This window comes from Daejeonella sp., from assembly GCF_044342615.1.
Taxonomy (GTDB): Bacteria; Bacteroidota; Bacteroidia; order Sphingobacteriales; family Sphingobacteriaceae; genus Daejeonella.
In genome coordinates this window covers 1-8,404 of record NZ_JBIIPN010000112.1, presented here as the reverse complement: position 1 = coordinate 8,404, position 8,404 = coordinate 1, and the positions used below count along the sequence as shown (strand labels likewise).

Annotated in this window: 8 protein-coding genes, 1 tRNA gene and 1 pseudogene; 2 read left to right on the top strand and 8 right to left on the bottom strand. The window is 35.6% G+C overall.

The window, feature by feature from the left end; translation table 11 throughout:
- From ACIQ0D_RS09790 to ACIQ0D_RS09770, 5 genes and pseudogenes are all read right to left on the bottom strand, one after another.
- Positions 1-477, bottom strand: a pseudogene (locus ACIQ0D_RS09790) (3-phosphoshikimate 1-carboxyvinyltransferase); the annotation flags it as partial.
- A gap of 5 nt (positions 478-482) precedes the next feature.
- A complete protein-coding gene (locus tag ACIQ0D_RS09785; protein WP_395805124.1) occupies positions 483-1,583 on the bottom strand; it encodes a chorismate mutase in 1,101 nt (366 codons plus the stop codon).
- A 69-nt stretch (positions 1,584-1,652) separates the two neighbouring features.
- Positions 1,653-2,480: a prephenate dehydratase gene (locus tag ACIQ0D_RS09780; RefSeq protein WP_395805123.1), complete on the bottom strand. Its 828-nt coding sequence runs from the start codon at positions 2,478-2,480 to the stop codon at positions 1,653-1,655.
- Between the two features lie 183 nt (positions 2,481-2,663).
- Positions 2,664-3,725 carry a 3-dehydroquinate synthase gene (gene aroB / locus ACIQ0D_RS09775; protein WP_395805121.1) on the bottom strand — a complete coding sequence of 354 codons (1,062 nt, stop codon included), beginning with the start codon at positions 3,723-3,725 and terminating at the stop codon, positions 2,664-2,666.
- On the bottom strand, positions 3,722-3,928 hold the full coding sequence (locus ACIQ0D_RS09770; protein WP_395805119.1) for an RNA-binding S4 domain-containing protein: 207 nt from the start codon (positions 3,926-3,928) through the stop codon (positions 3,722-3,724). Before ACIQ0D_RS09770 ends, aroB begins: the two co-directional genes overlap by 4 nt.
- 61 nt (positions 3,929-3,989) lie before the next feature.
- Here ACIQ0D_RS09770 and ACIQ0D_RS09765 point away from each other — a divergent pair, with 61 nt between their 5' ends.
- On the top strand, positions 3,990-5,183 hold the full coding sequence (locus tag ACIQ0D_RS09765) for a proline dehydrogenase family protein (protein WP_395805117.1): 1,194 nt from the start codon (positions 3,990-3,992) through the stop codon (positions 5,181-5,183).
- Here the strand turns inward: ACIQ0D_RS09765 and ACIQ0D_RS09760 are convergent.
- Positions 5,180-5,503, bottom strand: a complete 324-nt coding sequence (locus ACIQ0D_RS09760) for an Mpo1-like protein (protein ID WP_395805115.1) — start codon at positions 5,501-5,503, stop codon at positions 5,180-5,182. The two genes, ACIQ0D_RS09765 and ACIQ0D_RS09760, sit on opposite strands and share 4 nt — an antisense overlap.
- A 16-nt stretch (positions 5,504-5,519) precedes the next feature.
- Positions 5,520-6,158 carry an HAD family hydrolase gene (locus ACIQ0D_RS09755; protein WP_395805113.1) on the bottom strand — a complete coding sequence of 213 codons (639 nt, stop codon included), beginning with the start codon at positions 6,156-6,158 and terminating at the stop codon, positions 5,520-5,522.
- Positions 6,159-6,453: 295 nt separating this feature from the next.
- Here ACIQ0D_RS09755 and ACIQ0D_RS09750 point away from each other — a divergent pair.
- Positions 6,454-6,527, top strand: a tRNA-Ile gene (locus tag ACIQ0D_RS09750).
- A 258-nt stretch (positions 6,528-6,785) separates the two neighbouring features.
- Here the strand turns inward: ACIQ0D_RS09750 and ACIQ0D_RS09745 are convergent.
- Positions 6,786-7,400, bottom strand: coding sequence for a fibrobacter succinogenes major paralogous domain-containing protein (locus tag ACIQ0D_RS09745; protein WP_395805111.1), 615 nt, complete (start codon positions 7,398-7,400; stop codon positions 6,786-6,788).
- Positions 7,401-8,404: the final 1,004 nt, after the last annotated feature.

Genomic DNA, 8,404 nt, shown 5'->3' with positions numbered 1-8,404 from the left:
CAGGAGTGCAGAAATATATTGGCTGCTGATATTTCCTTTGATCTTAACTTGATCGGTTTTTTGTTTCAGCGGACCACTAATTAACAGGGGAGGAAAACCTTCATTTTCAATATATTGTATGTCGGCACCCAAGCTTTTTAATGCATCAACCAAAATCCCAATAGGGCGTTGCTTCATACGCGCAGAACCAGTAAGAGTTATTGTTCCAGATTGCAAAGAATAAAAAGCAGTTAGAAAGCGCATGGCAGTCCCTGCCGGACCAACATCAATAGTATTTGTTTGATTATTAGTGTTTTGCAGAATATTTTTCAAGGTTACCGTATCGGCAGCTTCAGAAATATTCAACACCTGAACTGCACCATCACTCAATGCCTCCATAATCAAAGCGCGATTGCTTTCACTTTTTGATCCTGTAAGAGGGATGGTGCAATTCAATTGTTTTTGCCCAGTTGAAATAAGTATGCTTTTAGAACTCATGGTAATTAAGCACCTTTTTTATCATTCATGATTTCGGTTTGTTTGCGAATAGATTCACTATGAATTAATTCTAACAATTTACCGGTAAAGTTTAGGTCGAGTTTTAATGCACTAGCAAAGCTACTACGTTTATTCATGATTTGATCCCAACGGTTAACCTGAAGAATCGTTACTCCATTATCACGCTTGTACTCACCAATTTTTTGTACAACCTGCATTCTTTCAGCTAATTTTTGGATGATCTGATCATCAAGTTTGTCAATACTTTCACGTAGATCAGCTAATTTATCACTAAAATCTTTATCCTTAATTTCCGGCTTACGTAATGTCAAAAGATTCATTAAATCTGATAAAGCAGCAGGCGTTACTTGTTGTTTTGCATCTGTCCATGCCACAGATGGATCCAAATGTGATTCAATCATCAATCCTTGCATATCTAAATCTAGCGCTTTTTGAGCCACGTATTGAATCAATTCACGGTTTCCACAAATGTGACTAGGGTCGTTAATGATAGGAAGTTCAGGAGCTAATGTTTTTAGTTGTATAGCTAATTCCCACATTGGTTCATTTCTGAAGGCTGTTTTTTCGAAAGATGAAAAACCTCTATGTATCGCACCCAATTTAGTAATTCCTGCATTATTGATACGTTCTAAGGCACCAATCCACAATTGAATGTCAGGGTTTACCGGATTTTTTACTAGAACTGGAACATCAACACCTTTCAAGGCATCAGCAATTTCTTGTACGGTGAATGGATTTACTGTAGAGCGTGCACCCACCCAAAGAATGTCAACACCGGCAGCTAAAGCTTCTTCCACATGCTTAGCAGTAGCAACTTCTACCGCTGTAGGTAAACCAGTTTCCTCTTTTGCTCTTTTTAACCAAGTTAAACCGATGCTTCCAATCCCTTCAAATTCACCCGGACGAGTACGTGGCTTCCAAATTCCTGCTCTCAGAACCGATACTTTGCCAGTTTTAGCCAATAAATGAGCTGTGGCTAATAATTGATCTTCTGTTTCGGCACTACATGGACCAGAAATTAATAAAGGTTCATTTTTTGTGTCTAACCAAGTGTTTAATGGTTGTAATTTTAAGTTTAATTTCATCTTGATAATTTAATTTTCCTCGTTCCAATTCCGAGATTCAATTTTTTAATTTATTTGTTTTTTTAATGGTTAGACTTTGTCATTTTTCAGATACTCTCCCATAATTGTAAAGTTGACTGTATGTTTCAATACTTTACGGATGGCAAGGTCATAATCTGATTGGTTTTTCCACTCGATATCAACGTAAAAATTGTACTCATTGCGTTTGCCTAAAACGGGCATCGACTGGATTTTACTGAGGTTGATTTTATGTTCAGAGAAAATATTTAGCACTTCAGCTAATGAGCCTACTGAATTTCCAACTTGAAAACTTAGAGATGCTTTATTGGCCTCCGTGCTTCCAATTGGCTTATCCGCTAAGATGAGGAAACGTGTAAAGTTTTTCTTGTTCGACTCAATTCTGCGCTCCATGACTTGCAAGTCATATAATTTTGCTGCTAATTGATTGGCAATTGCTACGGTATCAGTTAAGTTTTCTTCTCTGATTTTCTTTGCACAAGCAGCGGTATCACTACTCTCAATTACTTGTAAATGAGGGAATTCATCAAAAAAATCGCTGCATTGGCGTATAGCTATGGGATGCGATTGCACGTATTTAATGTCTTTAAATTTTACTCCCGGAAGGGCAAGCAAATGGAGTTGGATGGCTAAATAAACTTCACCCACAATGGTAAAATTGTATTCTCTGAGAAGCGTGTAATTAGGTAATAAACTTCCGGCGATAGAATTTTCAATGGCCATCACCACAAAATCGGCCTTTTTATTTTTTAATTCTTCGCAGGTTTGTTTGAAAGAATTGCATTCAACGGCTTCGATGTCTGTTCCGAAAAATTTAAATGCCGCCTCTTCATGGAATGAAGCACGTATACCCTGAATTGCTACTCGCTTTTTTTGCATTTTGTTGTTAAATAAAAAAGTCCCTGCGTTTTGGGCAGGGACTCTTTGCTAATTTCTATATTAAGATTTATTGCATATTTTCCCCGTTCTTACTTTTAAAGTAAAAATACGCGTAGTAATATGTATTTAATTTTGTCATCCTTGTTTTTTCAAATGTAGTACAAAATTTAATTCTGTCAAAATTTAATTTTTAAAATTTGAATAAAAATCTAAACTCTCCAGAATTTCCTCTTCTGTGCAATGGTTATCAAAATCGCAAGCTCCAATTTTACTTAATAATGAAAAGCTTATTTTACCTCCAGTATTCTTTTTATCATTCTTCATGAGTTCAAGCAAATCGCTATAGCTTGATTTAGCTACCTTGTATGCAGGGAAAACAGCTCTAATAGCCTCAATAATCTCACGTAATTCTTCCTTTGATAATTTATTCTTCTTAGCAGAAAGGTAGGCTTCACAGATAAATCCGATAGCAATGGCCTCCCCATGTAAAAGTGGTTTTTTGTCATGCTGAAGCGAATAACTCTCTAGCGCATGTCCAATGGTATGTCCAAAATTTAAAATTTTACGGAGGCCTTTTTCAAAAGGATCGGCTTTTACGACTTCATTTTTAATCTCAACGGAGCGGTAAATGAACTCGGGACTAATCCCAGAGGGCTTAACAGATTTTATTTTTGCAAACAAATCGGCATCATAAATCAATCCGTGTTTTATGACCTCTGCATAGCCAGAACGCAGCTCTCGTGGATCTAGCGTGCTTAAAAAGGCATTGTGGATGAAAACCGCTTGAGGTTGAGTGAAAGTCCCGATGATATTTTTCACATTGTCCATGTCAATGCCTGTTTTTCCGCCAATGGAAGCATCCACTTGCGAAAGTAGGGTGGTAGGAACCTGCACAAAATCAATCCCACGCTTAAAAGTAGATGCTGCAAAACCGCCCATATCTGTAATTACACCTCCACCTAAGTTTATAAGGATACTATTTCTATCCGCACCAAAATCGAGTAACATTTTCCAAATACCAATGCAGAAATCAATGTTTTTATTCTCCTCACCGGGAGTAACTTCAATTACATCGAATTCAATATCGCCCAGAGCATCCTGTAAAAGTGGTAAACAATGGATTTCGGTATTGCTATCTACTAAAACAAAAACTTTGCTGTATTTATTTTCTGTAAGAAAATGCTTTAAACTTTGGAGACTGTTCTCAAAAAAAACAGAATAAAGATTGCTCTCAATCGCTTTCATTTCACCTTAATTATTTGTCCTCTGCACTCAACAGTATCCCCAGATTTCACTTTTAAACGTTTGCGGAAATCTACCTCTCCATTATATTTTATCTCACCTTGAGCAACTAGCATTTGCGCCTCTCCACCACTTTGCGCGATGTTAGCAGCTTTCAGTAATTGAATCATGTGGATAAATTCTCCTTCTAATGTAAAATCTAGCATGATGCAAACTTACAAATTTTACCTTTCGTATGTAAATGTCTCAATATTTCTAACTTTGTACATGCAAAAATTCGAGTTGAAAAGCACAAATCTTTCTTTTGACAATACAGAGAACGCTTTCCGTGGAAAAACAGATGCCGAACTTAAAGGCGCTTACTGGCTTTTTAAATTAATAAGTATCAATTTCTTAACTAAAATTGGTCCGCCAATAACCAATTTAGCCCTAAATATTGGCTTACCCATCAAATCTTTAATTAAAGCTACCATTTTCAAACATTTTTGTGGTGGTGAGAATATTGAGGAATGTGAAGGTACAGTTAAGCAACTTCATGAGGGAAGTGTAGGCTCTATTCTTGATTATTCGGTGGAAGGGGAGGAAGATGAGCCCGTTTTTGATGCCACTTGTGTTGAAATTATGAAAACTATCCAACATGCGGATGGTGATAAACGTATTCCTTTAACAGTTTTTAAGGCTACGGGGCTCGGTAAATTTGCATTATTGGAGAAAATGGATGCTAAGCAAATTCTGGATGCAGAAGAAAGTGCAGCTTTTGAGCGATTCAAAAATAGAGTAGATCAAATTTGTAAGATGGCGGATGATTTAGATGTAAAAGTGATGATTGATGCCGAGGAAAGCTGGATTCAAGATACAATCGATGTGGTGGCTTTAGAGATGATGCGTAAATACAATCAGAAAAAGGCCATTGTTTATAATACTTACCAATTATATAGGCATGATAAATTAGCTTCGCTTAAAGCGGATGCGGAAATTGCCAGCCAAGAAAAATTCTTCATGGGCGCTAAGTTAGTTAGAGGTGCCTATATGGAGAAAGAACGTAAACGTGCTCTGAGCATGAATTATCCATCTCCAATTCAAGAAGATAAAGAATCTAGCGATCGTGATTATAATCTTGCATTACAATTTTGCATTGATAAAATTGAACTAATTTCATTCGTTGCGGGTACGCATAATGAAGATAGCTGCCGTTTATTGGCCGAATTGCTTGATGAAAAGTCTATTCCGCATAATCATGAGCACGTTTATTTTTCGCAACTGTTGGGAATGAGCGATAATTTGAGCTTTAATTTATCTGCTTTTGGCTATAATGTGGCAAAATATGTGCCTTACGGACCAGTAAAAGCGGTAATGCCCTATCTTTTCAGAAGGGCAGAAGAAAATACATCTGTTGCCGGACAAATGGGTAGAGAGTTGCGTTTAATTGCGGTGGAGCTTAAGCGTAGGGGACTGAATTAGAGCTTGTTAGGGTAGAATTTTTCCTTCCCGCGAAGGAGATCCCAAAACAAAATGAAGTCGGATGCAAGGCTATAAGCAGGGTATTTGAAGGTTGCGGGTTTATTCTTCTCGAAGAAAAAATGTCCTACGCAAGCAAAACCATATCCTACAAAAGGGATGAGAATTAAAAGTCTTAAATCGTGGAATAAAAGAGCTGCTGGGATGAGTAGGAGTACCAATGACGTCCCAATAAAATGTAAAATTCTACTCGTTGAATTTCTGTGTTCTGTTAAATAAAAAGGGTAAAATTCTTTTAAGGAAGCGATTCTTTTGTTTTCCATGGCTGATAAAATTTGATTATTCAGTTAAGAGTCCAGAGCCATATAAATAGCTTTCTAAACTCTCTTCAGGTAAAAGTAAATGCGTGTGTAAGCCAAGTTCTGCGGCGGTTTTTAGGTGCTGCGGACTATCATCAATAAAAAGTGTTTCGGCGGGGTTTAGTTGATGTTCTTTTAAAACAAATTCAAATATTTCTGGATTGGGTTTACGCATTTTCATGAGATGGGAGTAATAATCCTTCTCAAAAAAATGAGCGTTTGATTCCAAATTATGTTCCCTTTTTAGATAATCTATGATCGAGTTATAATGGATTTCATTGTTATTGCTGAGGAGGAAAGTCCTGTATTTTTTCTTTGCTTTTAGCAGAAGATCGTGATTAGGCTCAGGCACGCCAATGAGGAGCGAGTTCCAGGCATGGTCAATTTCTGCATCAGTTAGGCTTGAGATACCAGCTACAGCGCGAATACTATCTCTAAATTGGGCAGGGGAGATAAAACCCTGTTCAAATTGATCGAAAATGGGACTGTGACCTTTATGTGCAAAGAAAGATTCTACGTTTTTGATGCCTAATTCTGAGAAACTTTGCTGTGCGCGATTGAAATCTATGGTGAAGATAACGTTACCGTAGTCGAAGATGATGTTTTTTATAGTATCCATAAACAATGCAATATATTCAATTTCTTTTTTTTGGGGATTGATTTGATGATTTTTTCTTGGCTTTTGTATCAGAAAATAAGGCTAAATTATTGTGGGATGCTTGTTTAGTCGAGAACAGGATATTCTTTACAAATTTAAACCTTCTGTAAATCAAGCGCTTAATTTTATATTTTTTCATTTGATTTAAATTTGCTGTGATAAAAAATATCAGATGAAATAATATCCAAATTCAATTTCACATTTTGATTGAATTTGCGTAAATTTGCATTCTCAAATCTAAAACAAGATTTGAAGAGCGCCCATAGCTCAGTTGGTTAGAGTAGAAGACTCATAATCTTTTGGTCCCTGGTTCGAGCCCAGGTGGGCGCACAAAAAGCAAACTCAAAGAGTTTGCTTTTTTGCTTTTAGCCTATCTGGGTGAGAAGTTTATCCCCACAAAAGTAGGGAAGCCCAAGTGGGCTCACGAAAAAAAGCAAAATGCTTTATTGATGATAATTTAATTTGGATTTAGAGGAGTCTGAAGACTCCTGTTATTGATGAATCCGTAGAGGCGCTGCGCTAAACTCTACGGGTAGTGGTAATTCCTTTTGATGTTATTTGGATTCTCAATTTAGATAATTCTTCGCTTTAGTCTTTAATACATCTTACAGACATAAAAAAGTTTCTTCCAGCACTATCCTTTTTAACAGCCTTTTCAAAATTATCGCTTTCTAATGAAAAAGTATATGCAGAAGCACCGTTAGATCTAACTGTTAATTCAGGAGTCCAGAAGTTTGCCTTATAATTTATACGATCAAAATCTCCATCATCATATCTATAACCACTCGGCATCGCATTAAAAAGACTTTTATTGTTTGCACTATCATCCATTTTCCACCAGTCTTTTGCCTTTAATTTACTTGCAGCGTCGTTCTCGCCTCCTAAAAAGTCTATCAATTTTTCCCATTCCTCAACTGTAGGAATATGCCATCCCTGAGGGGCTAGTCCTCTTGGGTCATTAACTGCGTGCCAATTATATAGTTTTCCAAAAAGTTCACCTCTGGTTTTGAGATTTCCATAATAGCAATAGGCTGCTCTCTCATCTCGTGCAGCTAATTTTAATTCTTCAAAGGTTTTAGCTTGAATAATTGGATCACCATTTCTAAATGTATCCACATTAAGATTTTTACTCATCCAAATTTGTGACCCAATTTTGATTTCCGGATAGTTGGGATTGTTTTTAGTTTCTTTTAAATTTTTCATTGAATTTAATATTTGTTATAATATTCTCTTAATAATTACTGACATTAAGTTATATATATATTTTGATACCAAGGTATAGGTATAAGTATATTGTTCTAGTTTCGACTTTGTTTTTGTAGATTACTATCAATATCAATTAGAGAATTTCTAAAGCTGGATTTCTAAGTAATCTAGATTTGTGAAAAAAATTCGATAATCTTCATTCCATATTTATCCATTATCGGTGTATTTAAAAGTGGATTCACGTAAAATAATTTAAGATAATAAATATGGGTAGAAAATATCCAGAGTTGCAGCAAGCTTGGTATCACTTCGGTTACCAATGTTAAAACCAGTTGTGCGATAACAGCTGAGCCGATTACAATTACTAATCGACTCAAAATCTATGTTGTATTTTATAAAATATAAAAAGGCAAAAAAATCCTAGGTTAATTCTTATTTTGTATCGCTTAGTTATAGCAGAATGTATAATAGGACAATTCTTAGTTCAAATTTATGGTAATTGTATTTAAATATCAAATTTGACGTGTTGGGCGCACGGAAGTAAAATAGATTTATTGATTATAACTTAATTTGGATTTAGAGGAGTCTAGAGACTCCTATTATTGATGAATCCGAAAAGAGGCGCTGCGCTAAATTGTACAACAGCCTTTTTGTTGTAATAGAAAATCAATTTCTGGAATCAATGGCAACTCTATAGACAGTGTGAAAAAACAAAAATTAAGGCTTCAGAATCATCTGAAGCCTTAATTTTGGAGAATATTTATACAATCAGCCCAAAATGAATTAATAACAATTAGGTAAGGCAGCTAACCTAGTTTCAAATTCATAAAGGTTGCATCCTGCATAAATATGATTACATTGGTGAGTTTAATCAATCTATCAAAATAGCTTTTTATAATCTTTAATTAAATATTTTCAATTTAATAACCTGGTTTTTTCTTAGCTACGGGTTTTATGACATCTATTGGATCTGGATTACTATCAATTTCATCTGTAGTTAA

Excerpts from the sequence above, each read along its gene's own strand:
- aroB (WP_395805121.1), bottom strand. The coding sequence starts at position 3,725 with ATGAAAGCGATTGAGAGCAATCTTTATTCTGTTTTTTTTGAGAACAGT.
- ACIQ0D_RS09780 (WP_395805123.1), bottom strand. The coding sequence starts at position 2,480 with ATGCAAAAAAAGCGAGTAGCAATTCAGGGTATACGTGCTTCATTCCAT.
- ACIQ0D_RS09765 (WP_395805117.1), top strand. The coding sequence starts at position 3,990 with ATGCAAAAATTCGAGTTGAAAAGCACAAATCTTTCTTTTGACAATACA.
- ACIQ0D_RS09755 (WP_395805113.1), bottom strand. The coding sequence starts at position 6,158 with ATGGATACTATAAAAAACATCATCTTCGACTACGGTAACGTTATCTTC.
- ACIQ0D_RS09760 (WP_395805115.1), bottom strand. The coding sequence starts at position 5,503 with ATGGAAAACAAAAGAATCGCTTCCTTAAAAGAATTTTACCCTTTTTAT.
- ACIQ0D_RS09785 (WP_395805124.1), bottom strand. The coding sequence starts at position 1,583 with ATGAAATTAAACTTAAAATTACAACCATTAAACACTTGGTTAGACACA.
- ACIQ0D_RS09770 (WP_395805119.1), bottom strand. The coding sequence starts at position 3,928 with ATGCTAGATTTTACATTAGAAGGAGAATTTATCCACATGATTCAATTA.
- ACIQ0D_RS09745 (WP_395805111.1), bottom strand. The coding sequence starts at position 7,400 with ATGAAAAATTTAAAAGAAACTAAAAACAATCCCAACTATCCGGAAATC.